This is a genomic window from Polymorphospora sp. NPDC051019, assembly GCF_040683055.1.
Lineage (GTDB): Bacteria > Actinomycetota > Actinomycetes > Mycobacteriales > Micromonosporaceae > Polymorphospora > Polymorphospora lycopeni.
Window position 1 is genome coordinate 119970 of record NZ_JBFBCH010000009.1, and the last position, 26492, is coordinate 146461.

Sequence of the window (26492 nt, forward strand, 5' to 3'; positions counted from 1 at the left end):
GAGCGGGCCACCCGCGTGTCGAAACGGTCGTTCGGCCCTCGGGGAGGTCAGTCCTCGGGGGTGGTGAGCACGACCCGCCGGCGCCGGGCGAAGTACGCCGCGACGACGCCACCGATCAGCAGGAGCAGGCCGACGGTCACGATGCCCGTCGTGGCGGCACCGGTGACCGGCAGGCCCGGGTCGTCGCCGCCACCGCCGCCACCGGCCGGGGGCGCGTCGTCGACGTGCACGGCCCGCTTGGCGGTGTCTGCGGTGATCGGGCTGTTCGCCTCGAAGTAGGCGACCAGCATGGTCAGGTCGTTGTCACCGGTGGTGGTCCGGTTGGTGCCCTCGCCCAGCGCGGCGAAGTTGTCACCGCCGGACGCCAGGAACGAGTTGATCGTCACCCGGTAGGTGCCGGCCGGGTCGATGGCGGTGCCGTTCAGCGTCATCCGGACGATCCGGCTGCCGGCGGCGGCGTCCGGGTCGAAGACGTAGCTGAAGCCCTTCGAGACGCCGAGGTGCAGGTAGGGGCGGCTGGAGCCGGCCGGCTGCCACTGCTGCTCCAGCGCCGACTTGATCTGCGCGCCGGTCAGGGTCACCGTGACCAGGTCATTGGCGAACGGCTGGACGGCCGCCAGATCGGCGTACGTGACCACGCCGTCGTCGCCCTTGAGCAGGTCGTCCCGCAGGCCGCCCGGGTTCATGAAGGCGATCTGGGCGCCACCACGGCCGTCGGCCTTGGTCTGCTCGAACTGCACGTCGGCGATGAAGTTGCCGAGCGTCGACTCGGCGCCACGGTTCTCCGAGCCGTCGGCGTTCTTGGCCCGGGTGATGTCGGCGGTGATCTCGCCGACCTCGACCAGCCCGATCACGTCGGCCTCGGCCTTGGCCTTGGCGACCAGTTCGGCGACCGCCGGGTCCGGGGTGATGCCGCTGACCGGCACGTTCTCGGCCTCGATCGCGGTGACCGCACCGTCGGTGACGGTGATGTTGAGCTGGCCGAGCAGCGCACCGTACTGGCCGGACTGCAGGACCACCCGCTCGTGCCCCAGCCCGGTGACCGGGTAGGAGCAGTTGTACTCCCGGTGGGTGTGCGCCGAGACGATGGCGTTGATGTTCGCGCTCGCGCCCTTCACGATCTTGCCGAAGTCGGTGGCCTCATTGGCGACCCCGGCGCAGTCGGTGGCCTCGGAGCCCTCGTGGGCGAGCAGCACGACGAGGGCGGCACCCTCGGCCTTGAGCTTCGCGGCCACCCGGTTGGCCTCGGTCGTCGGGTCCTTGAACTCGATGCCGGCGATCCCGTCCGGAGACACCAGCGACGCGGTCTCCTCGGTCACCACGCCGACGAAGCCGACCTTGACCCCGTCGACCGTCTTGACGAACGACTCCTCCAGCGCCGGCGAGCCGCCCTTGTAGACGTTCGCCCCGAGGTAGGGGAAGTTCGCCAGGTCGTTCACCCGGCCGTCGAGGTCGGCGAAGCCCTTGTCGAACTCGTGGTTGCCGACCGCCGACACGTCGAGGTCGATCACGTTGAGAAAATCGAGCGTCGGCTTGTCCTGCTGCACGGCGGAGATGAACGGCGAGGCGCCGATGTTGTCGCCGGCGGAGACCACGAGGGTGTTCGGGTTCTCCGTACGCAGCGAATTGATCAGGCCGGCAAGCTGGGCGGCACCGCCGACGGGCGGGGTGGCGGCGGTGGCCTCCAGGCGGCCGTGAAAGTCGTTGAAGCCGAGAATCTGGATCTCGGTCGTGGCCGGGGCGGCACTCGCGGGTGTCGCCATCGCACCCATGGCGAGCAGCGCGGCGCCGGTCGCCGCGCCGAACGCGCGCAGGGGTGACTTGCGCATGAATCCTCCTGTTGCCGCGCCGGTCCACCGGATCGACAGCCGCCGGTGCCGACGCGTGACGCGGCCCCGATGGTGCGGGGCCGGGAGTCGCGGGTGAAGACGTCGACCGTCACGATCGGGAATCTCGGCGCGCACGTCAAGACGGAGCGCTGTTACGGCTGGTTGCGATACTCGACCAAAGCCTTCAAGGCTGACAGAGCCGACATAGCGCACCAATGACCATTTAGGAGGTTCCATCCGACCGGAAAGCCGGACCAACCGGTAGCGTCGCGCCCGATCCGCGCTCAACCAGTGACCTTCATAACTAACTGGTAACAAGAATGGATGGCCGGCAAGCGCGATGAACGGTACGCCAACGCGCCGTGAACCGGGTGCCCGGTGGCATCAAAAAGCGCCCCACCGACCGGTGGGGCGCTTCATCTGGAGCCGCCTAACGGAATCGAACCGTTGACCCCGATATTACGAGTATCGTGCTCTACCGACTGAGCTAAGGCGGCACGCGCGCATGCTGGTGCACCGCGCCGGACCAGTGTACGCGACCCGACGACCGACGGGCGCACCGCACCCCGCACAGCGGCTAGGCTGCCGATCCGTGACGGATGACCGCGCCACACCACCCCCACCGGTCGAACCGAACCACGACGGGCGCCCCCGGCCGCGCAGCCTCGACCCGCACGAACTCGGCTTCACCCCACGCGGGCCGGTCCCCTGGCTCGGCCCGTTCCTGCTGCTCAGCACCGGTCTGCGTACGCTGCTGGCGATCCTGTTCGGCGCCTATCTCGACAAGCGCGAACTCCAGAACGCGTTGCCCGGCGACGTGCTCGAAGAGGCCGGCACCGACGGCGAACTCTGGCTCGACTACGTCGCCGACCTCGGTGACGGCTTCGACGCCACCTATTCGGTGGCGTACCTGCTGGGCCGTCCCGAGTTGGAGATCGACGGGCGGCAACTGCCGCGCGGCCAGGTGCTGCTGATGGGCGGCGACCAGGTCTATCCGACCGCGAGCGGGTCGGCGTACGAGGACCGCTGCAAGGGGCCGTACCAGGCAGCGCTGCCCGGCAGCGCCGAGCCCCGGCCGAGCCTCTACGCGGTGCCCGGCAACCACGACTGGTACGACGGGCTGACCGCCTTCCTGCGCCTGTTCACCCGGCACCGCGACGCCAGCATCGGCGGCTGGCGGACCAAGCAGTCCCGCTCGTACTTCGCCGTCGAACTGCCGGCCAACTGGTGGCTGTTCGCCATCGACGAGCAGTTCGGGGCATACCTCGACGATCCGCAGCTCAGCTATTTCGAGAAGGCCGCCACCCGGCTCGGCCCCGACGACCGGGTCATCCTCGCCGTACCGGCACCGACCTGGGTCAAGGCCGTCGAGGAACCGCAGGCGTACGACGCGGTCGACTACTTCATCCGTACCGTCATCAAGCCGACCGGGGCGCAGGTCCGCCTGATCGTCTCCGGCGACCTGCACCACTACGCCCGCTACTCCGGCCCGGACCGCGAGCTGGTCACCTGCGGCGGCGGTGGCGCCTACCTCTACCCCACCCACAAGCTGCCGGAACGGATCGAGGTGCCGCCGCGCCGCACGCTCGCCCGCCGGTCCAGCACCACGCAGGAGTACGACCTCGCCGCCCGCTACCCGACCGCGCGGAAGTCCCGCCGGCTCGGGTGGGGCATCTTCGGCAAGCTGCCGCTGCGCAACCCCGGCTTCACCACGTTGCTCGGCGGACTCCACGCCCTGCTGCTGCTCGCCATGACCAGCTTCGCGGAAGAGCGGGTCAGCGGCACCGAACAGCGGCTCTTCAGCATCCCGCTGGCCCTGGTGCTGATCACGACTCTGCTCGGCGCGGCCCTGTTCGCCAAGCCGCCGAGCGCGTCCGGCAGCCGCCGTACGCCGCACTGGATCCTCGGCACCGCCCACGGCCTGGCGCACATCGCGCTCGCCATCGGCGGCACCCTGGTCTGGCTGCGGCTGCCGTTCCACGACTGGGCGTGGCCGCTGCCACTGCTCGTCGCCGCCCTGCTCTACGCGCCGGTGGCCGGGCTGGTGGCCAGCCAGGTGACGGCGGCGTACCTGCTGATCGCCAGCAAGTTCAAGGTCAACCTGAACGAACTCTTCGCCGGGCAGGGCATCGAGGACGCCAAGAGCTTCCTGCGGGTGCACATCGCGGCCGACGGCACGCTGACCGGCTATCCGGTCGCCGTCGACAAGGTCTGCCGCCGCTGGCGGCCCAACCCCGACGGCCCGTACGACGCGCCGTGGCTGGAGCCGGAAACCCCGCTGACCGTACGGCTCGCCGAGGAGCCCTTCGTCATCCGCTGACCGCGGCCGGTGGTGGTGGCTCAGCCGTAGTGCTCGTCGTGGGCCTTTCGAGGACCGCAGACCGAGGCGCGGCTGCACGAGCAGCGCGAGCCGTCGGCGTCCAGCCGGACCGTGACCGAGTCGCGCGGGACGCTGTGCGCGACCACCCGCCCGTCGCCCTCCGGCGTCGAAACCCGGGATCCGATCGACGGTGCGGAAGCCTGGAACTGCTGGTAGAGCGGGTGTTCGTACTTCAGGCAGCACATCAGCCGGCCACAGGCGCCGGAGATCCGCAGCGGGTTGAGCGGCAGGTCCTGGTCCTTCGCCATCCGGATGGTCACCGGCTCGAAGTCGTTGAGGAAGGTGGCGCAGCACAGGTCGCGCCCGCAGGACCCGATGCCGCCCTGGACCCGGGCCGAGTCGCGGGCGGAGAGCTGCCGCAGTTCCACCCGGCAGTGCAGGGTGGCGCCGAGGTCTCGGACCAGGGACCGGAAGTCGACCCGGTGCGGCGCGGTGAAGTAGATCGTGGTGCGGGCGCCGCCACCCGCCGACGGGCCGCCGGCCTGGTCGAGCGTGTGGTCGACCGCCACCACCTTCATCGGCAGCCCGTGCTCGCGGATCAGCCGCTTCGCGGCGACCTTGGCCTCGGCCTTCCGCTTGCGCTGCGTCTCGTCGCGGCGCAGGTCGCTCTCGGTGGCCATGCCGGCCAGCCTGGGAAAACCGGTGGTCTCCTCGTCGACCCACTGGGCGGCCCAGACGCACTCGGCGACCTCGGTGCCGTCGTCGGTGGGGACCAGCACCTTGTCACCGACGACGGGGTGCAGGTCGCCGGGGTCGAGGTAGTAGAGGCGCCCGTATCGGTTGAAGCTGACGGCGCAGAGCATCCCCATGCACCACACCCTACGACGGACACGGGCAACCGGAGAACACTGACCATTCGGACGATCCGCGCTGACCGTATGAATGGGACTTACTTTTTGTCCGCAACCCGAGGGCGGGGCCGTCGTTGGGATCGATCAGTAGACACCGTCTGACGCGGTGCCGACGGCATACCGCCGTATGCCGTCGCCCCTGGTTCCCGGTCACCGGAGGATGTCGATGACGGACGCCCAGTCCGCCCGTACCACCCTGCCCAAGCGCAGCCGGCGCCTCGCCGGACTCACTGTCGCCGGTCTCGCCGGCGCCCTGGTCAGCCCCGCCCTGGCGATTACGCCCGCGGCCGCGGACCCAGTGTGCGCCACTCCCGCCGCGTACGGCGCTCTCGCCAGCGCCGAACTGGTCAAGCTCGGCCTGCTCGACCTGCGTCCGCTCGGCCTGCCGCTCGGCCCGGTCGCCGACGTACGGCTGGCCTCGGCCAACTCCGGGCTCAACGCCCAGGCCGAAGTCAACTCGGGTGCCGCGGCCCGGCTGCTCGAAGCCGACCTGCTCGGCATCGACCTGCCGCTCGGCCCGCTGACCCGGCCGCTGCACCAGCAGGCCCCGCCGACCAACGCCGAGCCGGCCACCCGCTCACTGGCCCGGGCCGACCTCGGCGTGCTGTCGCTCGGCGTCGGCGAACTCAAGGCCCACGCCCAGTGGGACGAGGCGATGGCCTGCGGAAAGAAGGTCGGCCAGACGACACTGTCGTCGGCCAGCATCGCCAGCGCCAAGGTGCTGCCCGGCCCGTTCGGCCGGGCACTGGTCAGCGTGCCGAACAACCTGTCGAGCACCAGCACCACCGGCCTGGCCGAAGAGGGCGGCGCGGTCCGCTCGGTCGGCGCCGCCTCGATCGGGGTCAGCGAGGTGCGGCTCTTCGCCGGCTCGTCGTCCGAGATCGTGGTCAAGGTGATCAAGCCGCCTACCCTGCGGGTCACCACCGCCGGTACGCGGGACAGCGCCACCGTGCAGTACGACGCGCCGATCCTGGAGATCTCCGCCGCCGGCATCGCCTCGGCCCGGATCGAGTCGCCCGGCGAGTACGTCGACCTGGCCCTGCCGGCCCGCACCCTCGGACTGCCCGGGGCACGGGCGGCCGCCGAATCCGGTGACGTGCCGCTGGTCGGCAGCAACCCGCTCGACGGCCTGCTGAAGGAACTCGACCCCGACCAGGCCCGCACCGGCGCCGCCGCCGGACCGCTCGCCCTGCCCGGCGTACCCGGGCTGCCCGGCCTGCCGGACCTGCCCCCCGCCGGAGAGATCATCGGTGGCATTCCGGAGCGGCTGCCCGTGCTCGGCGGCGACCTCGCGCTCGTCCGCCTGTCCGTCGGCAAGCTCGAACAGCGGATCACCGACCAGGCCGTACACGCGAACGCCGCCTCGCTGCGCCTGCAGGTGCTGAGCGGCCCACCGAGCCGGGACACGAACGGGAACACCGAACGGCGCAGCGTCGTCGACGTCGGGGTCGGCCTGCTCCAGGCCGCGGCCGTGGCCCCCGTACCGGCGGCCAGCCCGAGCCCGTCCACGCCCCCGCCGAACGCCGGTGGTGGCGGCGGCCTGCCGGTCACCGGCGTGAACGTCGGGGTGGTGGCGGGCGCCGGCCTGCTGCTGCTCGCCGGTGGCGGCGGTCTGCTGGTCGCCACCCGGCGGCGCCGTACGACCTGATTCCTTCCCCCGCCTTCGGGCCGCACACGTCCCCGGTGTGCGGCCCGAAGGGCTTACTCGAGGTGCGGCCCGAAGGGCTTACTCGAGGTGCGGCCCGAAGGGCTTACTCGAGGTCAGTACGCGGACCGCCAAATAGTTGGCACCTCAGCCGGTACCGCACGGTACCATTCATCGTATGGCGACCATTTCTCTGCGCGAATTCCGGGACGGCGCGGGGCGCATCCTGGAAAGCCTCGAACGCAACCAAGAGCCGGTGATCATCACGAAGTACGAGCGGCCGGTGGCCGTCCTGATCGGCATTGAGGAGTGGGAGGAACTGGAAGCGTTCCGGGACCGGAAGGACTCCGAGGCGATCGCCCGGTCCCGTGCGGACGGCGAGTTCGTCCCGCTGGCCGCCGCTCTGGAGTCGCTCGGTGTCGACCCCGAAGAGGTACAGGCGTTACTCGCCGACCGGGGGCGCGCAGCCGCATGAAGGTCGAGGTCGATCGCGAAGTGCTCGTCTGGCTCCACAAGCAGCCACGCAATGTCTTCTTGACCGTGCTCGGCGCGATGCTCGAACTCGTCGCCGACCCGCAACCGCCGAACTCGACCGCCATGCGGGACGGGTCGGGCCGGCGGCTCCGGGTGGGTGACTACCGGATCGTCTACCGGATCGACGGCGACGCGCTCACCGTGCACGCGGTCGGGCACCGCAAGGATGTCTACAACTGATCCGCCGTGGCACCGGTTCCCGCCGTCCGGTCAGAGCGGGAGGCGGAGGTCGGTGTGGTGGCCGGGCGGCGGGTCCGCAGGGGCCCGGTAGGGCACTTCGGCCAGGCCGGACGCGTGCCGCCGGAGCAGGGCCTCGCCGCTTTCGTACACGTCGGCCACGGCCTGGAGCAGGACGGTGCCGACGCGCGCCGCGGCGAGCGCGTCGTCGCTGTCCGGGCCGGCTCCGGCCGGAGCCGCCGCCGTCAGGGTGACCGCTTCGGCGCAGGTCAGCACGGTAGCCAGGGTACGGGCCAGCGTGGCCCTGCTCCCCGCCAGCCATTCGGCGACCGCTTCGGCGTACGTCGCCGTCGCCGCCAGCCGGCCGGTCAGCCCGTCCGGGTCGTCGGACAGGTGGGTGGCGAGCGCCGTACGGTGCGCCTCGAAGCTGTCGGCACCGCCGCCCGTCCAGTCGACGCCGCGGGCGACGGCGGCGTGGCCGCGGGCGTAGCCGGGGCGCAGGTCGTGCAGCGCGGACCCGGCGGTGGCCAGCGGTGCCGGGTCGAACGCGGCGACCGCGCGGACCGCCTCGCCGGGCAGGGCCCGTAGGCGGCGCAGCAGTGGCCAGACCGGGTCGCCGTCCGGGGCACCGGATCGGGCGAGGATGTCGTCGACCCGGACGAGCAGTCCGGCGCCGGCCCGGACGAGCTGGTCGAGCGCGTCCATCAGGTCTCCTCGGGCTGCCGCCGGCGGGCGGCGTCGTCGGTGTCCGTGTAGTGGCCGGCGAGTTGGCGCAGGGTGTCGGCGACCTCGGCGAGGCGGGTGGCGGCGGTGGTGGCCTCTTCGCAGCGGGCGCCGGCCGCGACGAGCCACTGGTCGCGCAGGTCACGGGTGAGGTCGCCGAGCCGGCCGGGGCCGGGCGGGCCGAGGTCGGCGCCGGCGGCTCCGGTGACGGCGATGCGGCGGGCCGCGTCGGTCAGGTTGCCGGCCGCCGCGTCGAACCGGTCGGCGGCCTGCCGCAGGCTGTCCATTCAGGACCTCCGGAGCGGCGGGTAGTCGGTGAACGTCTCGGCGTGCAGCTTCTCGCGAGCCCAGCGGGCGGCGTCGGCCGCGGCGGTGACCGCCGCGTGGATCGAGCGGGCGACCTCGGTGTTGGCCCGGTTGTGGAGCGCGCCGGGGATGCGGACGTCGGTGATGACGCCAGCGGCGGTGACGACGACCTCGATCAGCCCGTCGGGCGAGCGCACGGTCACCTCGACGCCCTGCACCGCCTTGTCGAACTCGGCCCGGAGTGACTCGATGCGGCGGTGCCGCTCGACCGCCTCCTCGATCCATGCCTCGTCGATCTCGCGCGCCATGCACAGGCTCCTCACCCGATGTGCCGCTCCGGTTGCGGTACGGCACCGAACCGTACCGGTCGGGCTGCGGTTGCGATACCCCGTGGCCGTCGAGCCCGGGATGGCCGGTGGACGGTCAGCCGCGCCAGAGGGCGAGCATCATCGCCTCGACGGCGATGCGGGGTTTCACGTTGGCCCCGATCGCCTCCCGGCAGGCGAGCACCGCCTCCAGGCGGCGCAGCGTGCTCTCCGGGGTCCACTTCTCGGCGGCCGCCTCGGCAAGCGGTGCGGTGTCGGTGTGCACCGGGGCGACCGGGGCGCGCAGCAGGGTGGTGAGCACGTCGCGGTAGAAACCGGCCAGGTCGACCAGGGCCCGGTCGAGGGCGTCGCGCTGGGCCCGGGTGGCCCGCGACTTCTGCCGGCGTTCGAGTTCCTTGATCTGTCCGGCGGAGCCACGGGCCGCGCCGGCGGCGCCCCGGCCGGTGCCACCGGCACCGAGTGCGGTCTCCAGTGCGGCCCGTTCGGCGGCGTCGGACTCGGCGACCGAGGCGGCCGCCTCGGCCTCGGTGGCCTCGATGAGTGCCGAGGCGGCGTCGAAGCAGGCGCCGACGCTGCTGAGCCGGCGGGGTACGGCGAGCACGGCGTCGCGGCGCTTGCGGGCCTCCGGGTCGCGGGCCAGCAGCCGGGCCCGGCCCACGTCGCCCTGGGCCGCCGCGGCGGCCCACCGCGCGACCTCGGCGTCGATCCCGTCGCGGGCCCCGAGGACCGCGGCGACCGCTTCGGCGGGAGGCTGGCGCAGCGGGACCAGCCGGCACCGGGAGCGGATGGTGACGGAGATGTCGTCGGGGTGGGTGGACGGCGTGCAGAGCAGGAACACCGTCCGTGGTGGCGGCTCCTCGACCGCTTTGAGCAGGGCGTTGCCGGCCGCTTCGGTGAGCCGGTCGGCGTCGGTGACGACGACCACCTGCCAGCGTCCGCCGGCCGGGGTGCTCGCGGCGCGCAGCACCAGGGCACGCATCTCGCCGACACCGATCGACAGCCCCTCGGGCACCACGAACCGTACGTCGGCGTGGGTGCCGGCGAGCGTGGTGTGGCAGCCGGTGCAGTCGCCGCAGCCGGTGCCGTGGACGCATTCGAGGGCGGCGGCGAAGGCCCGGGCGGCGACTGTGCGGCCCGAACCGGGCGGCCCGGTGAAGATCCAGGCATGGGTCATCGCGCCGGTGCCCGGGCCGGCCGCGCCGTTTCCGTCGGCACCGTCCTCGTGGGCGGCCCGGACGATGCCGGCCGCGTCGGCGGCGGCCCGGCGCAGGGTTTCGACGGCCTCGTCCTGGCCGACGAGTTCGGCGAACACGCCGAGGCTCATCGGCCCGCCTCCACCGCGTTGTCCGCCATCGACATCCGATCGTCCTGGGGCGGCTTCGGCGGCCGGGCGGGCTCGGCCTCGCCGTCCGCGCGGGTCCGGTCGCCGGGATCGGTCCCGTGACCGGCGAGCAGTTCGGTGACCCGGGCGGCGACCGCCCGGGCGATGTCGTCGGCCGGCAGGGCGGCGTCGAGCACCAGGTAGCGCTTCGGGTCGGCGGCGGCCAGGTCGAGGAAGGCGTACCGGACCCGCTCGTGGAAGGCGACCGACTCGCTCTCCAGGCGGTCGGCGGCCGTGCCCCGCCCGGCGGCCCGGGCCAGCCCCACCGCCGGGTCGACGTCGAGCAGGACGACCAGGTCGGGCTTGAGCCCGCCGGTCGCCCACGACGACAGCCAGGAGACCTCGTCGACCGGCAGGGTACGGCCGGCCCCCTGGTAGGCCAGTGACGAGTCGACGTACCGGTCGCTGACGACGACGGCGCCCCGGGCGAGGGCGGGCCGTACGACGGTGGCGACGTGGTGGGCCCGGTCGGCGGCGTAGAGCAGCGCCTCGGCGCGGGGCGAGGGGGCCGACGGGCCGCTCCCGTCGGAGAGCAGCAGGGTACGGATGCGCACGCCGATGTCGGTGGCACCGGGTTCCCGGGTCACCACGACCTCGTGCCCCTGCTCGCCCACGGCGGCGGCCAGCCGGTTGACCTGGGTCGACTTGCCGGCGCCCTCGCCGCCCTCGAAGACGACGAACAGGCCGCTGCGGGCGAACGACTCGCCGACCGACAGCGGCCGCCCCCGGACCGAACCCCACAGGTCGGGCAGCACCGGCACCCCGGGCTTGTCGTCCATCTGCCGGAAGGCGCTGATGCCGGCGAAGATGCCGAAGACACCGGCGGCGAGCAGGAGCAGGCGGGTCGACGAGATCGAGATCCCGAGATCGGCGATCCGCAGCTCGCGGGAGCCGCCGACCCCGACGAGCAGGCTGCTGAGCGAGATGGCGAGCATCAGCACGATCCGGGTACCGGTCTGCACGACGGCGAAGACGCGCCCCCGGACCTCGTCGGCGATCTCGCCGCCGAGCAGGGTGGTCCCGGCCAGGAACGCCATGCCGGCGCCGGCGCCGACCAGGATCGCGCCGAGGATGGCCATCGACAGGTGGATCGCCGCGGCGAGCAGGAGCACCGAGGCGCTGGCGAGCACGATGCTCATGCCGAACCAGCGGCGCCGGGACAGCTCCCGGATGACCATCGGGCCGAGGCCGATGCCGATCGCCAGGCCGACGAAGATCGAGCCGAAGAGCAGGTAGAAGGCGGCGTCACCGGCGCTGAGCGAGTTGGTGAAGAAGCGGGCGGTGCCGATGACGATGCCGCCGCCGGCGAAGGCGCCGAAGATGCCGAGGACGAGGCCGCGGACCAGCGGGGTCTTGCCGATGAACCGCCAGCCCTCGACGAACTGCTTCATCACGCTCTGGCCGGGGCCGTCCGGCCGGCCGCCCCGACCGCTGATCTCCTTGATGCCGAAGAAGACGACGAGCGCGGTGGCGAGCCGGGACAGCGAGTTGAAGTAGAGGGCCAGCTGTGCGGGTTCGACCCAGGCCGGCGGCTCGCCGGAGGAGATGCCCCGGACCGTCCGGTCGAGGGCGGCCAGGACGGCGGCGGCCAGGACCGGGGTGATGCCGTACGTGGTGATCAGGGTGAGCTGGTTGGAGACCTCCAGCCGGGCCCGCGGGATCAGGTTGGGGACCGCGGCCTCCTTGGCCGGGATCCAGATCAGCGTGACCGCCTCGATCAGGAAGGTGGCGACGGCCGCCCAGGTGACGGTGACGCCGCCGCTCGCGCCCAGGAGCGCCACCAGCGGGATGGAGGCGAACAGCACGAACCGCAGCAGGTCACAGATGACCATCGTGTAGCGGCGGTCGAAGCGGTCGGCGAGGATGCCGGCGATCGGGCCGAGGACGAGGGCCGGCAGCAGGCGTACGGCGATGACGCCGCCGAACGCGAGGCCCTTGGCGGCGTCGCTCTCGACCTGGGTGGCGGCGAAGACCGAGGTGGCGAGCAGGCCGAGCCAGTCGCCCAGGGAGGCGACCCCCAGCACGGCCCAGAGCCGGCGGAACGGGCGAATCCGCAGCACGGACCGTAACGCCGGCAGACCGGACATCTCCATCCCGGCCGAGGACTTCGCCTTCCCGGTGGATGCCGACCTGTCGTCTCCGGTCTGATCGCCGTCTGCCGAGCCGCTCGCCTGCGTGTCGATGGCCGTACCTCCGCGTGCCGGCCCATCGCTGGGCTCCCCCGGATGACACTCTAACGGCGGGGCCCATCAGGCCGGTCCCCGACATTCCCCTGATCGGCCGGCCGAAGCGGCGCGACGATGATTAATACACGAAGGTATTTCGCATTGATCGGCGGCCCGCTAGCGTGCTGTCGTGCCCACCGAACGTGACCTGCTGCGCGACCGGCTCGACCGGGCGACCGCGCACCTCGACCCGCCGATCGCGGTGATCGACCTATCGGCCTTCGACGCCAACGCCGCCACGCTCGCCCGGCAGGCCGGCAAGCCGCTACGGGTGGCCAGCAAGTCCGTACGCAGCCGGGCCCTGCTCAGCCGCGCGCTGGCCACGCCCGGCTGGCAGACGGTGATGGCGTACACGGTGGCGGAGGCGATCTGGCTGGTCCGCACCGGCGTCACCAGGGACGTGCTGGTGGCGTACCCGAGCGCGGACCGGCAGGCGCTCGCCGAACTGGCCGCCGACGCCGACCTCGCCGCCGCCGTCACGATCACCGTCGACAGTGTCGAGCAACTCGACGCGGTCGACGCCGCCGCTCCCCCGGCCCGCCGGCCGGAGATCCGGGTCTGCCTCGAACTCGACGCCTCCTGGCGGCCGCTCGGTGGGCGGCTGCACCTGGGGGTACGCCGTTCGCCGGTGCACACGCCCGCGGCGGCCGGCACGCTCGCCGCGCTGATCACCGCCCGCCCCGGGTTCCGGCTGGTCGGGCTGATGGCGTACGAGGCGCAGATCGCCGGGCTGGGCGACATGCCGCCGGGGCAGGCCCTGCGCGGTACGGCGATCCGGGCGGTGCAGCGCCGGTCGTACCGGGAACTGGTGCGGCGCCGGGCCGCCGCGGTGGCGGCGGTACGCGACCACGCCGACCTGGAGTTCGTCAACGGCGGTGGCACCGGCAGCGTCGCCGCGACCGGCGCCGACAGCTCGGTCACCGAGGTCGCCGCCGGCTCCGGCCTCTTCGGGCCCACGCTGTTCGACGCCTACCGGGCGTGGCGGCCGGCGCCCGCCGCGTTCTTCGCCCTGCCGGTCGTACGCCGCCCGGCGCCACGGGTGGCGACCGTGCTCGGCGGCGGCTGGATCGCGTCCGGGCCGGCCGAGGCGAGCCGGCTGCCGACACCGTGGCTGCCGGCCGGGCTGCGGCTGACCGGCACCGAGGGGGCGGGCGAGGTGCAGACCCCGCTGACCGGGGCGGCCGCCGACTCGCTGCGGGTGGGCGACCGGGTGTGGTTCCGCCACGCCAAAGCCGGTGAGCTGAGTGAGCACGTACGCGAGCTGCACCTGGTCGACGGCGACCGGATCGTGGACACGGTGCCGACCTACCGGGGCGAGGACCAGGCGTTCCTCTAGCGGGTGGCCGGGCGGGCGGCACGGCCCGCCGGCCGGTCAGGTGGTGCTGACGTCGACGTGCCGGTGCAGGTATTCCCGGATCAGTGCCTTGGCCTCGCCGAGCACCTCGTCGTCGCCCTCGGGGTCGCGCCGGAACGCCAGCTTGATCAGGGCGTCGGCGGACTCGACCGCGATCTCCAGCGCGAAGCGCAGACGCGGCTCGTCGGCCACCCCGAACTGCTCGACCAGCACCCGGGCCAACTCCTCGGCGATGACCGCGTTGTTGTCGCGCTCGTCGTCGAGCAGGTGCACGTCGACGATGTCGCCGAAGTGCAGGGTACGGAAGCCGGGCAGCGACCGGTGCATCGAGATGTATTCGTCGATGCCGGCGTCGACGCCGTCCCACCAGTTCTCGAGGTCGCCCTGGCCGAATCTGGCGGACAGCCGCTGGAGGTACGCCTCCATGTTGCGCAGGGTCAGCGCCTGCACGATGGCCCGCTTGTCGGGGAAGAACTGGTAGACCGACCCGATCGCGACCCCGGCCCGCTCGGCGAGCAGGGTCGTGGTCAGGCCGTCGTAGCCGACCTCGTCGACCAGGACGGCGCAGGCGTCGAGCATCCGCTGGACCCGGGCCACGCTGCGTCCCTGCACCGGCACCCGGCGCAGGGGTCCGGCGGTGACGGTAGATGTCGCCACTCGTCGCCACTCCCTTTCAAAGATCGGTCGTCGGTCGTTCCGGATGAGAACGTCACCAGGATCAACGAACGACCCGCATCGACGGTGTTTACTCATATCAGTGGGCCTGATATGAAGGCTACTCACGTTCTCTGTGCGGACTCCGGAGGGTCCCATGCGAGGCACCGCCACAACGGGGTCCACGACCGGCAACACCTGGTCGAACTGGGCCGGCAACCAGCACGCCACCGCCGCCTCGGTACTCATACCGGGCAGCGTCGATGATGTAGTCGCCGCCGTCAATGCCGCCGCCGTCGCCGGCCAGCGGATCAAGCCGGTGGGCTCCGGACACTCGTTCACCGACATCGCCCGCACCGACGCACACCGCATCGACCTCACCCGGCTCGCCGGCCTGGTCGGGGTCGACCGGTCGGCCCGGCTGGTCACCGTACGGGCCGGCACCCGACTGCGGGCGCTCAACGAACTGCTCGCCGAGCACGGGCTCGCCATGCCCAACCTCGGCGACATCGACGAACAGACGATAGCCGGCGCGCTGGCCACCGGCACCCACGGCACCGGCGCCGGCTACGGCTGCCTGTCCACCTTCGTCGAGGCGCTGACCCTGGTCACCGGCACCGGCGCGGTGCTGCGCTGCTCTACGGCGGAGAACCCGGAAGTCTTCGCCGCCGCCCGGGTCGGCCTCGGCGCCGTCGGGGTGCTGGTCGAGGTCACCCTGCGCTGCGCCGACGCGTTCGTGCTCCGGGCCCACGAACGGCCCGCCCCGCTGCCGGCCGTACTCGCCGAACTCGAGACGTACGTCGCCGGCAACGACCACTTCGAGATGTACTGGTTCCCGTACACCGACCGGGTCCAGGTCAAGACGAACAACCGGGTGCCCGCCGACGACCAGCCGCTGCCCCGGCTGCGCGGCTGGCTCGACGACGAGTTCCTGTCCAACACCGTGTTCGCCGGCGTCTGCCGGCTCGGCCGTGCCGTGCCCCACCTCGCGCCGACGCTCAGCTCCGTCTCGGCCCGGGCGCTGACCGCCCGCACCTACACCGCCCGCTCCGACCGGGTCTTCTGCACCCCGCGCCGGGTCCGGTTCACCGAGATGGAGTACGGCCTGCCCCGCGCCGCCCTGCCCGAGGCCCTGGCCGCCCTCCGGAAGATCGTCGACGGGCTGCCGTTCAAGGTGCTCTTCCCGGTGGAGGTGCGGTTCACCGCCGCCGACGACATCTGGCTGTCGCACGGCTACGGACGCGAGTCGGCGTACGTCGCCGTGCACCAGTACGTCGGCATGCCGTACGAGCCGTACTTCCGGGCCTTCGAACAGGTCGCGCAGGCACTCGGCGGTCGGCCGCACTGGGGCAAACTGCACTACCGCGACGCCGCGTCGCTGCGGCCGGCGTATCCCCGCTTCGACGACTTCCTGGCCGTACGCGACCGGCTCGACCCGCGCCGCATCTTCGCCAACGACTACACGGCACGGGTGCTGGGCGCCTGACGGCGCCCGGTCACTCCGCCGCCGGCTGCCCGGCGGCCGCCTTCTTCGGCGCCGCCTTCTTGGCCGGTGCCGCCTTTGCCGTCGCCTTCTTCGCCGCCGTCTTCTTTGCCGCCTTGCGCGGTGCCGCCTTCTTCGCCGGCGTGCCGCCGTCGGCCGCCGCCTTCTTCGCGGCCGTCTTCTTCGCCGTGGCCTTCTTCGGCGCCGGCCCCTTCGCCCGCTTCTCCGACAGCATCTCCGACGCCTGCTCGATGGTCAGCGCCTCCGGCGTCTGCCCCCGGCGCAGCGAGGCGTTGGTCTCGCCATCGGTCACGTAAGGGCCGAACCGGCCGTCCTTGATGACCAGCGGCTTGTCGGTCAGCGGGTCGACGCCCATTTCCCGCAACGGCGGGGCGGCCGCCCGGCGCTGCCGGGTCTTCGGCGCGGCCAGCAGGGCCAGCGCCTCGTCGAGGCTGACCGTGAAGATCTTGTCTTCGGAGTCCAGCGACCGGTAGTCGTCGCCGCGCTTGACGTACGGGCCGTAGCGACCGGACGCGGCGAACACCTCCGCCCCCTCCGGGTCTGCCCCGACGAGCCGGGGCAGGCTCAGCAGGCGCAGCGCTTCGTCGAGCGTCAGCGCGTCCGGCGACTGTGTCTTGAACAGCGAGGCCTTGCGGTCCCCGCTGGCGACGTACGGCCCGAACCGGCCGGACTTGAGCACGATCGGCTCACCGGTGTCGGGGTGCTCGCCCAGCTTCCGCTCGCCGCCCCCGCCGAGGAACAGTTCGTTGACCTTCTCCGGGGTCAGCTCGTCCGGTGCCACCCCCTCGGGGATGGACGCCCGGTCACCGGTCGGCCCCTCGCCGCCCTCGCCCTCGACGACCGGCGCCGCCTCCGCACCCGGCAACGCCCGCTGCAGGTACGGCCCGTAGCGGCCGACCCGGACCACGACGTCGCGGCCCTCGTCGTCGCGGAACAGCGGGATCGAGTTGACGCTGCGCGCGTCGATCTCGCTGAGGTTCTCGGTGACCAGCCGCTTCAGGCCGCCGGCCCGGGCGATCGAGTCGTCGCCGGCCACCTCGCTGCCGAAGTAGAACGAGGTGAGGAAGTCGACCGCCGCCGAGTCGCCGCCGGCGATCTCGTCGAGCTGGTTCTCCATCGCCGCGGTGAAGTTGTAGTCGACCAGCCGCGGGTAGTGCCGCTCCAGCAACCCGACCACGGCGAACGCCAGGAACGACGGGATCAGTGCCTGGCCGCGCTTGAAGACGTAGCCGCGGTCCTGGATCGTCTGCATGATCGACGCGTATGTCGAGGGCCGGCCGATGCCCAGCTCCTCCAGCGACTTGACCAGCGACGCCTCGGTGTAGCGCGACGGCGGCGAGGTGTGGTGCCCGGTCGGGGCCAGTTCGTCGGCGGTGAGCGGCTGGTCCTTGGCCAGCTTCGGCAGCCGGCGCTCGGCGTCCTCGGCCTCGGCGCTCTCGTCGTCGCTTGACTCGACGTATGCCTTCAGGAAGCCCGGCTCGGTGATCGTCTTGCCGGTGGCGCCGAAGTCGGCCTCCTCGCCGGCCGTCGACACCGCGCGGATCCGCACCGACACCGACATGCCGACCGCGTCGGTCATCTGCGAGGCGATCGTCCGCCGCCAGATCAGCTCGTAGAGCTTTCGCTCCTCGGTCGACAGTTCGTTCGCCACCTCACCCGGGGTGCGGAAGTTGTCGCCGGCCGGGCGGATCGCCTCGTGCGCCTCCTGGGCGTTCTTGACCTTGCCCGTGTAGCGGCGCGGCTCCGGCGGGACGCTGCCGGCGCCGTACAGCTCGGTGATCTGCCGGCGGGCCGCGGCGATCGCGGTCTCCGACAGGTTGACCGAGTCGGTACGCATGTAGGTGATGTAGCCGTTCTCGTAGAGCCGCTGCGCCGTACGCATCGTCTGCTGTGACGAGAACCTCAGCTTGCGGGCCGCCTCCTGCTGGAGGGTGGAGGTGATGAACGGCGCGTACGGCCGGCGCCGGTAGGGCTTCTCCTCGACCCGGGTGACGGTGAACGGGCGGCCGTCGAGGCGGGCGGCCAGCCCGCGGGCGCCGTCGCCGTCGAGGTGCACCACGGACGCGCCGGGCTTGACCCGGCCGGTGGTCGGCTCGAAGTCCTTGCCGGTGGCGATCCGGTCGCCGCCGAGAGCGACGAGGGTGGCGTGGAAGGTGCGCGGGCCCTCACCGACGTCCTTCGCGTCGACCGCCAGGGTGGCCAGGATGTCCCAGTATTCCGCGCTGCGGAACGCCATCCGCTGGCGCTCCCGCTCGACCACGATCCGGGTCGCCACGGACTGCACCCGGCCGGCCGACAGCCGCGGCATGACCTTCTTCCACAGGACCGGGGAGACCTCGTATCCGTACAGCCGGTCAAGGATCCGGCGGGCCTCCTGGGCGTCGACCAGGTGGCGGTCGATCTCCCTCGGGTTGGCCACGGCCGCCTGGATGGCCGGCTTGGTGATCTCGTGGAAGACCATCCGCTTGACCGGCACCTTGGGCTTGAGGGTCTCGACCAGGTGCCAGGCGATCGCCTCGCCCTCGCGGTCCTCATCGGTGGCGAGGAAGACCTCGTCGACCTCCTTGGCCAGCTTGGTCAGCTTCGCGATCTGCTGGCGCCGGTCGGCGGAGACGACGTAGAGCGCGGTGAAGCCGTTGTCGACGTCGACGCCGAGCCGCGCCCACGGCTCCTTCTTGAACCTTGCGGGCACGTCGGCGGCGTTGCGGGGCAGGTCACGGACGTGGCCCAGGCTGGCCTCGACGACATACCCCGGGCCCAGGTAGCCCGAGATCGTCTTGGCCTTCGCCGGGGACTCGACGATGACCAGACGGTTGCTCCTGTCGTTACTCGGCACGTCTCTCCCTGACCTCGACCTCGTGTGCCGCCCGGCTGACCCGCCGTGCAGGCAGACGTCCAACGTAACCCGCGTTCCGGCCCGAGGCCGCGCGGGCGGTCAAACCTCCCTCACAAACCGTCCCTGACCGGGTGTGGAGCGCCGCCCGTGGCTCATCCGACGGACGGCGACACCGTACACCTATGAACAACGTGACGGCGCCCACCGCACCGGAGATAGGCCGATCTCACCAGGCTACGGAAAGCCACCGTACGGATGCGGTTGGTGTTCGAGGACCGCCCACGATCAGGGCAGATGACTGCGAATCCCGCGCAACCGCACCCCGACCCGCAACAACCATCTACTGTCGTGAATTAGACAGTTGGGTCGGGCCACTCGGCCACCGGGGCGGCTGGCGGGCGGTCACCGACCATCTCCGCCAGCCGGCGCAGGCGCCGACGCCCGGTGATCCGGTATGCCGGACCGCCGCCCCCGCCACCGATCAGGGCCGCCGGCAGGCCGACCGCCGCCAGCGCACCTCCCACCGGCTCCCAGCAGCCCTCGTCACCGGCACCCAGACGCAGCACGAACCCGGTCGGCTCGACCGCGCCGGCCGCCGCGACCCACAGCCGCAGCCGCCGCCCGTTGAGATGCAGGCCACCCGGCGGCTGCTTCACCGCACCCCGCAGCCAGGCCCGCCCGAGCGGAGCGAGAGTCGTCGCGTACGACGTACGCACGACGAGCCGGTCGTCCGGCGCCGGCTCCCAGGTCGCCGCCAACCCACAAGCCGCGAACTCGGCGACCAGCACGTGCACCCGCCAGGCCGCGTCGACGGCGACCGACACCCGCGCCGTGCCACCCATCCGCACCACCTCACCCGGCCCGGCCAGCAGGCCGGCCAGGTCGGCCGGCGACGGCTCCGCCGCCTCCACCCCGAACAGCGAGAGCTGCCGAACCGGGTCCGACGACCCCGGCATCCCCGCGGGAGGAGGCGTCAGCGACACTCCGGGACCTCGTCGAAGGCCCGCGTCAGCTCCTCGGAGTTGAGCCTGCTGGTGTCCAGCGCACTCTCGTCGTACTCCTTGTTGAGCACGTCGACGGCGGCCCGGACACCGGCGTAGAAGGTCTCCGGCGCCCCGGTGGTGGCCAGTGCGTCGATCGTCGTCCTGGCCCGGCCGTAGGCGTCGCGAACCGCGGTGAGCGACGTGACGAAGCCCCGGGCGACCACCTCGCCCTGCTCCACGTCGGGCACCCCGGCCTGCTCGACCTTGGACCGGGCGGTCTCGCTCGCCTGCTCGGCGCCGCCGAGCAGGCGTACCAGGTTCTCTTTGGCCTGTGCCGGCGTGGTCATCGCGGTCATCTGCTGCTGGGTGCGGCTGGTGAGGTTGTGGATCTCCGTTCGCCACGGGCCGAGCGCGTCGCAGACGGCGGCCGCCCAGGCCCTGGGCGCCGGAGCGGAGGAGCAGCCGGCCAGGACCGCGAACGCGGCCACCACCGCCGTGAAGACACCGACGGTCGTCGCCCGGGACCTACGCATGCGAAGCAGCGTACGGCCTGACGGCCAGCCAGGAGCAGTGTGATCACGGCCGGACGACGACCGGGTGCCGTCCGGGCGAGACGACAGGACCCCCTGCCGGCATCCGGCAAGGGGTCCCGCAACCGTCGATCCGTTCAGGCGGTGACCGTCTCCGGCTCCTGGTCCGGAGCACCGTCACCGGTGCTGCCCGGCCCACCCGGGTTGTCGCCGATGGCGATCGGCTTGCGCTTGCTGAACACCACGGCCGCCACGATGACCAGCACGGCGACCGCGGCGATGGCGATCCGCGCCGGGTGGTTGGCGTCGTCACCGATGCTGAGAGTCACGACCGCCGGGGCGATCAGCAGCGAGACCAGGTTCATCACCTTGATCAGCGGGTTGATCGCCGGGCCGGCGGTGTCCTTGAACGGGTCACCCACGGTGTCGCCGATGACCGTCGCGGAGTGCGACTCCGAACCCTTGCCGCCGTACGCACCGTCCTCGACCAGCTTCTTCGCGTTGTCCCAGGCGCCACCGGAGTTGGCCAGGAACACCGCCATCAGCACGCCGGCACCGATCGCGCCGGCCAGGTAGGCCGCCAACGCGCCGGCACCGAGACCGAAGCCGACCGCGATGGGCGCCATGATCGCCAACAGACCGGGGGTCAGCAGCTCACGCTGGGCGTCCCGCGTGCAGATGTCGACGACCCGCCCGTACTCCGGACGCTGGGTGCGGTCCATGATGCCGGGGAACTCGCGGAACTGCCGGCGGACCTCCATGACCACCGCGCCCGCCGACCGGGACACCGCGTTGATGGCCAGCCCGGAGAAGAGGAAGACCACGGCCGCGCCGACGATCAGCCCGACCAGGTTGCCCGGGTTGGCCACGTTGAGCAGGTCGGAGACGAAGGCGTCCAACTCCTCCTGGGTCGGGAAGTCCAACGCCGTCCGCACGCTGCTGGTGTAGGAGCCGAAGAGCGCGGTCGCCGCCAGCACGGCCGTCGCGATCGCGATGCCCTTCGTGATGGCCTTCGTCGTGTTGCCCACCGCGTCGAGTTCGGTGAGCGTACGGGCCCCCTGCTCGTCGATGTCGCCGGACATCTCCGCGATCCCCTGCGCGTTGTCGGAGATCGGGCCGAAGGTGTCCATCGCCACGATGACGCCGACGGTGGTCAGCAGGCCGGTGCCGGCCAGCGCCACCGCGAAGAGCGACAGGGTCAGCGAGCCGCCGCCGAGCAGGAACGCGCCGTAGACGCCGGCGCCGACCAGCAGCGCCGAGTAGACGGCCGACTCCAGCCCGACGCTGATGCCGGCCAGCACGACGGTCGCCGGCCCGGTCAGCGAGCTCTTGCCGATGTCCTGCACCGGACGCCGGTGCGTCTCGGTGAAGTAGCCGGTGAGCGCCTGGATCGCCGCCGCCAGCACGATGCCGATGACGACCGCCCCGATGGCCACCAGCGGCGGGCTCAACGGAAGGCTCTCGTCGGCGTCGAGGTCCAGCACCGACCGCCAGTCGTCGCCGAGCAGCGCCGGCCAGGTCGACGGGAGGTAGAGCCACGACACGATCGCGACCAGCACCGCCGACAGCACCGCCGAGGCGTAGAACGCCCGGTTGATCGCCACCATCCCGTTGCGGTCGGACGCCCGCAGGCGGGTGATGAAGACGCCGATGATCGCGATGATCACACCGACGGTGGACACGATGAGCGGGAACACCAGCCCCTGCTCGCCGAACGCGGCCCGGCCCAGGATCAGCGCGGCGACCAGGGTCACCGCGTACGACTCGAACAGGTCGGCGGCCATGCCGGCGCAGTCGCCGACGTTGTCGCCCACGTTGTCGGCGATCGTCGCCGGGTTACGCGCGTCGTCCTCGGGGATGCCCTGCTCGACCTTGCCCACCAGGTCGGCGCCGACGTCGGCCGCCTTGGTGAAGATGCCGCCGCCGACCCGCATGAACATGGCCAGCAGCGCGGCACCGAAGCCGAAGCCCTCCAGCACGGTCGCCGCGTCGGCCTTGAAGATCAGCACGACCACCGCGGCACCGAGCAGGCCCAGGCCGACGGTGAGGAAGCCGACCACACCGCCGGTGCGGAACGCGATCTGCATGGCCGCCTCGCGGCCACCGCTGCTCTCCCGCGCCGCCGCGGCCACCCGCAGGTTGGCCCGGGTCGCCAGCGCCATACCGGCCCCACCGATGAAGGCGCTGAACGCCGCACCGACGACGAAGAAGGCCGACCGGCCGATCTTCACCAGGGTCTCGTTGTCGCCCGCGCCGTGCACCGGCAGCAGGAAAAGCAGCACCACGGCGATGACGACGAAAATGCCGAGGGTTTTGAACTGGCGGAACAGGTATGCCGAGGCGCCCTCCTGGACGGCCCCAGCGATCTCCTGCATGTTGGTGGTGCCCCTACCGGTCGCCAGAACCGCCTTGACGAGCGCACCGGCAAAGCCGAGCGCCACCAACGCGATTACCGCGGCGACAATTACGTACGAGAGATTCTCGCCGGTAAGGGACAACCCGCCGCCCTCGGCGGCCAAGGTCCCGGACATCTATGTCCTCCTGTACCGAACGCTCGCGCCGACCCGGCGGACGAACCGGCCCGGCGACTCCACGCGTGGAGCATCGACTCACCCGGCATCGCGGGCTGCGGGCCAGGCTGTTGCTGATAACCCCGGGTACTGTAGCGGCAGACCGTGGTGGAGGTCACACCGTCCACCCACTGTGACACGGTGATGTTTTTCGCTGTAGTACCGGTTGCGAGAAGCGGCGCCATCGGCTTCGGCTTCCGAGGCGGACGGCCGGAGGGTCCCGCGTTACCGCCCCACCGGCCACACCATCCGGACCTCGGTGCCGATCCCTTCGTCGACCGGACGCACCTGAAGGTCCTCGACAAAGCCCGCCAGCAGGGCGAATCCCACTCCGACGGTGAGCGCCTCGTCGGTCAGCGACTCGTCGGCGAGTTCGTCCGGCGGTAACGCGGCCAGCCCCAGCCCAGCCTCGATCGGCGCCCGGTCGATCACCCGCACGGTGTAGGAGACGTCGTCGGACATCTCCATCAACACCAGGTCGGGCAGCCCGTACTGGCGGTGCAGGGCGACCGCCCGGGTGCACGCCTCGCCGATCGCGAGACGTACCTCGTCGAGCAGTTCCTCGGCCACCCCGGCCCGACGGGCGACGGCCACACCGACCAGCCGCGCGGTCCGCACGTGCACCGGGGCCGGCGAGAACGAGAGTCGAACCGTCGACATCACGCCGCCGGACCGGCCTGACCGGCGCTGAGGGCCTCCTCCGCAGTGGCGAAGATCGGGAAGACCTGGTCGAGGGCGGTGATCCGGAAGATCTTGAGCAGCGGCTCCTTGTCACAGACCAGGCTGAACGTGCCCCCGACGGCACGCAGCCGCTTCAGGCCGCCGAGCAGCACCCCCAACCCGGTGGAGTCGATGAACGTCACCCCACCCAGGTCGACCACGATGCTGCGTGACCCGCCGTCGATCAGCTGGAGGAACCGCTCCCGCAGCCGGGTGCCGGAGACAAGATCGACCTCGCCGCCGACCTCCAGCACCGTGTGCCCGTCGACGGTGCGGGTCGTGAGCGACATCGCATCTCTGGACTGCCCCTCACTGTCCATCGGCCTGTCCATGGATCCTCCTCCGCCAGGAACGCTCCTGGCATCTAACCATCGGGTGGGCGGACGGGTCCGCACGAGGTTCAACCCGGTGCCGTCGCGCCATATACCCCGCGCGACCATTTCCCATATCCGCACACCAGTGCGAGAGTGCAGGGCGTGACCTCCGCAGCCACACTATCCGCGGCGGGCGGCCCGGATCGGCCGCCGGTCACGGCCGCCGTGACGCCGCCCGACCTGCTGCGGCACCTGCGACCGCGGGCCGACAGCGGCACCGGGGACTCCGCCGTCACCCACGTCGAGCGGATGCCGGCCCGGGCCGGCGTCACCGCCGAATGGCCCCGGTGGGTGCCGGAGGAACTGCGGGACACCCTCACCCGGCGGGGCGTCGCCGCACCCTGGCAGCACCAGGCGCGGGCGGCCGAACTCGCGTACGACGGCCGCCACGTCGTCGTCGCCACCGGCACCGCGTCGGGTAAGTCACTGGCCTACCAGCTGCCGGCCCTGTCCCGGCTGCTCGCCGACCCGCGAGCCACCGTGCTCTACCTCGCACCGACCAAGGCGCTGGCCGCCGACCAGTTGCGCGCCGTCGACGGCCTGGCCCTTCCCGGGGTACGCCCGGCGGCGTACGACGGCGACACGCCGCGCACCGAACGGGAGTGGATCCGGCAGCACTCCCGGTTCGTGCTGACCAACCCGGACATGCTGCACCACAGCATCCTGCCCGGCCACGCCCGCTGGGCCGGCTTCCTGCGCCGGCTGGCGTTCGTCGTCGTCGACGAGTGCCACACCTACCGCGGCGTCTTCGGCTCGCACGTCGCACACGTGCTGCGCCGGCTGCGCCGCCAGGTCGCCCGGTACGGACGTACCCCGATCTTCGTGCTGGCGTCGGCGACCTCGGGCGATCCGGCCGCGGCGGCGGGGCGGCTCATCGGCCTGCCCGTCGAGGCCGTCGTCGAGGACACCTCGCCCCGTGGCGGGGTGACCTTCGCGCTGTGGGAACCGCCACTCCTGCCCGCCGACCGGCCGGACGGGGACGCGGTCGTGGTGCCGGCGACCCGACGGCCGGCCCTGCGGGAGGGAGACGGGCGGCCCGCCGACGGCGACGAACCAGCCCCGGACGCCGTACGCCGGTCGGCGCTGCGGGAGACGGCCGACCTGCTCGCCGACGCGGTCGCCGCCGGGGTACGCACGCTGGCCTTCGTCCGCTCGCGCAAGGGCGCCGAAGTGGTGGCGACGATGGCGCGGCGATCGCTCGACGAGGCGGTCCCGGGCCTCGGCGACAGGGTGGCGGCCTACCGGGCCGGCTATCTCAAGGAAGAGCGGCGGTCGCTGGAACGCGCCCTGCTCGACGGCGAACTGCTCGGCCTGGCCTCGACGAACGCGCTGGAGCTGGGCGTCGACCTGATCGGCCTCGACGCCGTGCTGATCTGCGGCTATCCGGGCACCAGGGCCTCGCTGTGGCAGCAGGCCGGGCGGGCCGGGCGGGCCGGTGGTGAGGCGCTGGCCGTGCTGGTCGCCCGTGACGACCCGCTCGACACCTACCTGGTGCACCACCCCGAGGCGGTGTTCGGCCGCCCGGTCGAGTCGACCGTGCTGGACCCGTCCAACCCGTACGTCCTCGGCCCGCAGCTCTGCTGCGCCGCGGTCGAGGCCCCGTTGACACCGGCCGACCTGGAACTCTTCGGCCCCGGCGCGAACGACGCGGTGGCGGCGCTCGTCGAGGCCGGCGCCCTGCGGCAGCGGCCCACGGGCTGGTACTGGCGGCACAGCGGGCGGCCCGAAGTCGACCTGCGCGGCACCGGGGGCGCACCGCTGTGCGTGGTCGAGTCGGCGACCGGACGGCTGCTCGGCACCGTCGACCCGGCGTCGGCGCACTTCCTGGTCCACCCCGGAGCGGTCTATCTGCACCAGGGCGTGTCGTACGTCGTCGACGAACTCGACCTCGACGACGCCTGCGCGCTGGTGCACGCCGAGGAGCCCGACTGGTCCACCCATGCCCGCGACGTCACCTCCCTCTCCGTGGTCTCGGTCCGGTCCTACGTGGACGCCGGACCGGTCGGGCTGTTCCTCGGCGAGGTCGACGTGACCAGCCAGGTCGTGTCGTACCAGCGCCGGCGCATCGGCTCGGGCGAGGTCATCGACACCCGCCCGCTGGATCTGCCGACCCGCGAACTGCGGACCGTCGCGGTGTGGTTCACCCTCTCCCCGCCGGCCCTGGCGGCGGCCGGTGTCGACGTGGCCGACATACCGGGTGCGCTGCACGCCGCCGAGCACGCCGCCATCGGCCTGCTTCCGCTGGTGGCCACCTGCGACCGGTGGGACATCGGCGGGTTGTCGACCGCGGCGCACGCCGACACCGAGGCTCCGACCGTGTTCGTCTACGACGGACACCCGGGCGGTGCCGGGTTCGCCGAGCGGGCGTACGGGACGGCGGCCTCGTGGCTGCGGGCGACCCGGGACGCGATCGCCGGATGCCGCTGCGAGACCGGCTGCCCGTCGTGCGTCCAGTCGCCGAAGTGCGGCAACGGCAACAACCCGCTGGCGAAGGCCGAGGCGGTGAAGGCCCTCGACGTGGTGCTGGCGCACCTTCCGGAGTAGACCATCGGGCCGCCGCAGCCGGCCGTCCCGTGGCCGGGTCGTCCCG

21 protein-coding genes and 1 tRNA gene are annotated in these 26492 nt (G+C 72.3%); 7 read left to right on the plus strand and 15 right to left on the minus strand.

What is annotated here, in order from left to right:
* Positions 1–47 precede the first annotated feature (47 nt).
* Together AB0M79_RS18105 and AB0M79_RS18110 are read right to left on the minus strand one after the other, a co-directional pair.
* Positions 48–1829: a bifunctional UDP-sugar hydrolase/5'-nucleotidase gene (locus AB0M79_RS18105; protein ID WP_364214589.1), complete on the minus strand. Its 1782-nt coding sequence runs from the start codon at positions 1827–1829 to the stop codon at positions 48–50.
* 421 nt (positions 1830–2250) lie between these two features.
* Positions 2251–2326: transfer RNA gene (locus AB0M79_RS18110), tRNA-Thr, on the minus strand.
* A 95-nt stretch (positions 2327–2421) separates the two neighbouring features.
* Between AB0M79_RS18110 and AB0M79_RS18115 the strand changes: the two genes are divergently transcribed.
* Entirely contained in the window at positions 2422–4149 is a 1728-nt protein-coding gene (locus tag AB0M79_RS18115) for a metallophosphoesterase (protein WP_364214592.1), read from the plus strand.
* A gap of 20 nt (positions 4150–4169) precedes the next feature.
* Here the strand turns inward: AB0M79_RS18115 and ricT are convergent, their stop codons facing one another.
* Positions 4170–5018, minus strand: a complete 849-nt coding sequence (gene ricT / locus AB0M79_RS18120) for a regulatory iron-sulfur-containing complex subunit RicT (RefSeq protein WP_364214595.1) — start codon at positions 5016–5018, stop codon at positions 4170–4172.
* A 208-nt stretch (positions 5019–5226) separates the two neighbouring features.
* Between ricT and AB0M79_RS18125 the strand changes: the two genes are divergently transcribed.
* The 3 genes from AB0M79_RS18125 (at position 5227) to AB0M79_RS18135 (ending at position 7419) form a co-directional block, all read left to right on the plus strand.
* The gene (locus tag AB0M79_RS18125) at positions 5227–6708 is read left to right on the plus strand and encodes a hypothetical protein (RefSeq protein WP_364214598.1); all 1482 of its coding nucleotides are present in this window, start codon (positions 5227–5229) and stop codon (positions 6706–6708) included.
* Positions 6709–6883: 175 nt separating this feature from the next.
* The gene (locus tag AB0M79_RS18130) at positions 6884–7180 is read left to right on the plus strand and encodes a type II toxin-antitoxin system Phd/YefM family antitoxin (RefSeq protein WP_364214601.1); all 297 of its coding nucleotides are present in this window, start codon (positions 6884–6886) and stop codon (positions 7178–7180) included.
* A complete protein-coding gene (locus tag AB0M79_RS18135; RefSeq protein ID WP_364214604.1) occupies positions 7177–7419 on the plus strand; it encodes a type II toxin-antitoxin system RelE/ParE family toxin in 243 nt (80 codons plus the stop codon). The genes AB0M79_RS18130 and AB0M79_RS18135 overlap by 4 nt, the downstream gene beginning before the upstream one ends.
* A gap of 30 nt (positions 7420–7449) precedes the next feature.
* Here AB0M79_RS18135 and AB0M79_RS18140 read toward each other — a convergent pair whose 3' ends face one another.
* The 5 genes from AB0M79_RS18140 to tmk all read right to left on the minus strand — a co-directional run bounded on the left by AB0M79_RS18140 (position 7450) and on the right by tmk (position 12176).
* On the minus strand, positions 7450–8121 hold the full coding sequence (locus AB0M79_RS18140) for a hypothetical protein (protein WP_364214607.1): 672 nt from the start codon (positions 8119–8121) through the stop codon (positions 7450–7452).
* Positions 8121–8426 carry a hypothetical protein gene (locus AB0M79_RS18145; protein ID WP_364214610.1) on the minus strand — a complete coding sequence of 102 codons (306 nt, stop codon included), beginning with the start codon at positions 8424–8426 and terminating at the stop codon, positions 8121–8123. Before AB0M79_RS18145 ends, AB0M79_RS18140 begins: the two co-directional genes overlap by 1 nt.
* Complete coding sequence (locus AB0M79_RS18150; protein ID WP_364214613.1) at positions 8427–8753, minus strand: YbaB/EbfC family nucleoid-associated protein; 327 nt, start codon at positions 8751–8753, stop codon at positions 8427–8429. It lies immediately after the preceding gene.
* A 115-nt stretch (positions 8754–8868) separates the two neighbouring features.
* Positions 8869–10095 carry a DNA polymerase III subunit delta' gene (locus AB0M79_RS18155; protein WP_364214616.1) on the minus strand — a complete coding sequence of 409 codons (1227 nt, stop codon included), beginning with the start codon at positions 10093–10095 and terminating at the stop codon, positions 8869–8871.
* Positions 10092–12176 (minus strand): dTMP kinase, encoded by a 2085-nt coding sequence (gene tmk / locus AB0M79_RS18160; RefSeq protein ID WP_364214930.1) that lies wholly within the window; start codon positions 12174–12176, stop codon positions 10092–10094. Before tmk ends, AB0M79_RS18155 begins: the two co-directional genes overlap by 4 nt.
* 331 nt (positions 12177–12507) lie before the next feature.
* Here tmk and AB0M79_RS18165 point away from each other — a divergent pair, with 331 nt between their 5' ends.
* A complete protein-coding gene (locus tag AB0M79_RS18165; RefSeq protein WP_364214619.1) occupies positions 12508–13713 on the plus strand; it encodes an amino acid deaminase/aldolase in 1206 nt (401 codons plus the stop codon).
* A gap of 36 nt (positions 13714–13749) precedes the next feature.
* Here AB0M79_RS18165 and AB0M79_RS18170 read toward each other — a convergent pair whose 3' ends face one another.
* Positions 13750–14388: a TetR family transcriptional regulator gene (locus AB0M79_RS18170; RefSeq protein WP_357538204.1), complete on the minus strand. Its 639-nt coding sequence runs from the start codon at positions 14386–14388 to the stop codon at positions 13750–13752.
* A 154-nt stretch (positions 14389–14542) separates the two neighbouring features.
* On the opposite strand from AB0M79_RS18170, the gene AB0M79_RS18175 reads away from it, so the two are divergent.
* A complete protein-coding gene (locus AB0M79_RS18175) occupies positions 14543–15871 on the plus strand; it encodes a D-arabinono-1,4-lactone oxidase (RefSeq protein WP_364214622.1) in 1329 nt (442 codons plus the stop codon).
* A gap of 10 nt (positions 15872–15881) precedes the next feature.
* Here AB0M79_RS18175 and topA read toward each other — a convergent pair whose 3' ends face one another.
* From topA to AB0M79_RS18205, 6 genes are all read right to left on the minus strand, one after another.
* Positions 15882–18725, minus strand: coding sequence for a type I DNA topoisomerase (gene topA / locus AB0M79_RS18180; protein ID WP_364214625.1), 2844 nt, complete (start codon positions 18723–18725; stop codon positions 15882–15884).
* 353 nt (positions 18726–19078) lie between these two features.
* The gene (locus AB0M79_RS18185) at positions 19079–19681 is read right to left on the minus strand and encodes a hypothetical protein (protein ID WP_364214628.1); all 603 of its coding nucleotides are present in this window, start codon (positions 19679–19681) and stop codon (positions 19079–19081) included.
* A 17-nt stretch (positions 19682–19698) separates the two neighbouring features.
* Positions 19699–20241 carry a hypothetical protein gene (locus AB0M79_RS18190; protein WP_364214631.1) on the minus strand — a complete coding sequence of 181 codons (543 nt, stop codon included), beginning with the start codon at positions 20239–20241 and terminating at the stop codon, positions 19699–19701.
* A 134-nt stretch (positions 20242–20375) separates the two neighbouring features.
* Positions 20376–22769 (minus strand): sodium-translocating pyrophosphatase, encoded by a 2394-nt coding sequence (locus tag AB0M79_RS18195; protein ID WP_364214634.1) that lies wholly within the window; start codon positions 22767–22769, stop codon positions 20376–20378.
* A 264-nt stretch (positions 22770–23033) separates the two neighbouring features.
* Positions 23034–23471 carry an ATP-binding protein gene (locus AB0M79_RS18200; protein WP_357538193.1) on the minus strand — a complete coding sequence of 146 codons (438 nt, stop codon included), beginning with the start codon at positions 23469–23471 and terminating at the stop codon, positions 23034–23036.
* Positions 23468–23860: an STAS domain-containing protein gene (locus AB0M79_RS18205; RefSeq protein WP_364214638.1), complete on the minus strand. Its 393-nt coding sequence runs from the start codon at positions 23858–23860 to the stop codon at positions 23468–23470. The genes AB0M79_RS18200 and AB0M79_RS18205 overlap by 4 nt, the downstream gene beginning before the upstream one ends.
* A 207-nt stretch (positions 23861–24067) precedes the next feature.
* Between AB0M79_RS18205 and AB0M79_RS18210 the strand changes: the two genes are divergently transcribed.
* A complete protein-coding gene (locus tag AB0M79_RS18210) occupies positions 24068–26446 on the plus strand; it encodes a DEAD/DEAH box helicase (protein WP_364214933.1) in 2379 nt (792 codons plus the stop codon).
* Positions 26447–26492: the final 46 nt, after the last annotated feature.

What these genes read in the sequence shown, in the direction of transcription:
- AB0M79_RS18185 (WP_364214628.1), bottom strand. Translation starts at nt 19,681, where the DNA reads ATGCCGGGGTCGTCGGACCCGGTTCGGCAGCTCTCGCTGTTCGGGGTG.
- AB0M79_RS18195 (WP_364214634.1), bottom strand. Translation starts at nt 22,769, where the DNA reads ATGTCCGGGACCTTGGCCGCCGAGGGCGGCGGGTTGTCCCTTACCGGC.
- AB0M79_RS18155 (WP_364214616.1), bottom strand. Translation starts at nt 10,095, where the DNA reads ATGAGCCTCGGCGTGTTCGCCGAACTCGTCGGCCAGGACGAGGCCGTC.
- AB0M79_RS18105 (WP_364214589.1), bottom strand. Translation starts at nt 1,829, where the DNA reads ATGCGCAAGTCACCCCTGCGCGCGTTCGGCGCGGCGACCGGCGCCGCG.
- AB0M79_RS18140 (WP_364214607.1), bottom strand. Translation starts at nt 8,121, where the DNA reads ATGGACGCGCTCGACCAGCTCGTCCGGGCCGGCGCCGGACTGCTCGTC.
- AB0M79_RS18125 (WP_364214598.1), top strand. Translation starts at nt 5,227, where the DNA reads ATGACGGACGCCCAGTCCGCCCGTACCACCCTGCCCAAGCGCAGCCGG.
- AB0M79_RS18175 (WP_364214622.1), top strand. Translation starts at nt 14,543, where the DNA reads ATGCGAGGCACCGCCACAACGGGGTCCACGACCGGCAACACCTGGTCG.
- ricT (WP_364214595.1), bottom strand. Translation starts at nt 5,018, where the DNA reads ATGGGGATGCTCTGCGCCGTCAGCTTCAACCGATACGGGCGCCTCTAC.
- AB0M79_RS18130 (WP_364214601.1), top strand. Translation starts at nt 6,884, where the DNA reads ATGGCGACCATTTCTCTGCGCGAATTCCGGGACGGCGCGGGGCGCATC.
- AB0M79_RS18190 (WP_364214631.1), bottom strand. Translation starts at nt 20,241, where the DNA reads ATGCGTAGGTCCCGGGCGACGACCGTCGGTGTCTTCACGGCGGTGGTG.
- AB0M79_RS18135 (WP_364214604.1), top strand. Translation starts at nt 7,177, where the DNA reads ATGAAGGTCGAGGTCGATCGCGAAGTGCTCGTCTGGCTCCACAAGCAG.
- AB0M79_RS18205 (WP_364214638.1), bottom strand. Translation starts at nt 23,860, where the DNA reads ATGGACAGGCCGATGGACAGTGAGGGGCAGTCCAGAGATGCGATGTCG.
- AB0M79_RS18145 (WP_364214610.1), bottom strand. Translation starts at nt 8,426, where the DNA reads ATGGACAGCCTGCGGCAGGCCGCCGACCGGTTCGACGCGGCGGCCGGC.
- AB0M79_RS18150 (WP_364214613.1), bottom strand. Translation starts at nt 8,753, where the DNA reads ATGGCGCGCGAGATCGACGAGGCATGGATCGAGGAGGCGGTCGAGCGG.